Raw genomic sequence first — 925 nt, forward strand, 5'->3', positions numbered from 1 at the left:
CAATCACCACCGCGGCCACACCGCACTCAAAGGTCAACCACCGGCCAGCCGTGTACCTAACCTGTCAGGTCAGAACAACTAGCTCGCCAGTTTGGCCTTGACCTCGCGCGCGGTCGGGTTCGTCAACGTCGAACCGTCGGGAAGCTTCAGCGTCGGAACGGTCTGGTTACCGCCGTTGGCGTTGGCGACGAACTCCGCTGCGGCCGGATCCTTCTCGATGTCGATCTCGGTGAACGCAATCCCCTCGGCCTGCAACGCCTTCTTCAGACGCACGCAGTAACCGCACCAGGTGGTGGTGTACATGATCACGGGAGTCTGTGCTGCGCTCATAACGCGTTCAACGTAGCCGATGGACCGAACATGCCCGACGCCGTATCGGTCATTTGTCACCGGCCCCTGCCAAGATGGACCGCATGTCGGTAGAGGTCGCTTCGGTGGGCAGCACCCCGAACGCCGTCGACGACCTCGACGACGAGCAGCGCGAAGCCGTGCTCGCCCCGCGCGGGCCCGTGTGCGTGCTGGCCGGTGCGGGCACCGGCAAGACCCGCACGATCACCCGGCGCATCGCCCATCTGGTCGCGGCGGGCCACGTCGCCCCCGGCCAGGTCCTCGCGGTCACCTTCACCCAGCGTGCGGCCGGGGAGATGCGGGCCCGGCTGCGTGCGCTTGACGCGGCGTTCGGCGGTGTCGGCACCGGTTCGGTGCAGGCGATGACGTTTCACGCCGCGGCCCGCCGCCAGCTGGCGTACTTCTGGCCCCGCGTCGTCGGTAACACCACGTGGGAACTGCTCGACACCAAGTTCGCCGTGGTGGCGCAGGCCGCCAACCGTGAACGGCTGTCAACCAGCACCGACGACGTGCGCGACCTCGCGGGCGAGATCGAGTGGGCCAAGGCGTCGCTGATCAGCCCGGAGGACTATCCGGC

Annotated in this window: 2 protein-coding genes; one reads left to right on the plus strand and one right to left on the minus strand. The window is 67.5% G+C overall.

Features of this window, described 5'->3' with window-relative positions:
• Positions 1–78: 78 nt before the first annotated feature.
• A complete protein-coding gene (locus A5752_RS26890) occupies positions 79–330 on the minus strand; it encodes a mycoredoxin (RefSeq protein ID WP_067092413.1) in 252 nt (83 codons plus the stop codon).
• Between the two features lie 83 nt (positions 331–413).
• Here A5752_RS26890 and A5752_RS26895 point away from each other — a divergent pair.
• Positions 414–925: UvrD-helicase domain-containing protein (locus tag A5752_RS26895; RefSeq protein WP_156614199.1), on the plus strand; the 512-nt coding region annotated here is incomplete at its 3' end.

The organism is Mycobacterium sp. 852002-51961_SCH5331710 (genome assembly GCF_001665535.1).
GTDB lineage: Bacteria > Actinomycetota > Actinomycetes > Mycobacteriales > Mycobacteriaceae > Mycobacterium.

Coding starts and splice junctions, on each gene's coding strand:
- A5752_RS26890 (WP_067092413.1), bottom strand. CDS start 330: ATGAGCGCAGCACAGACTCCCGTGATCATGTACACCACCACCTGGTGC.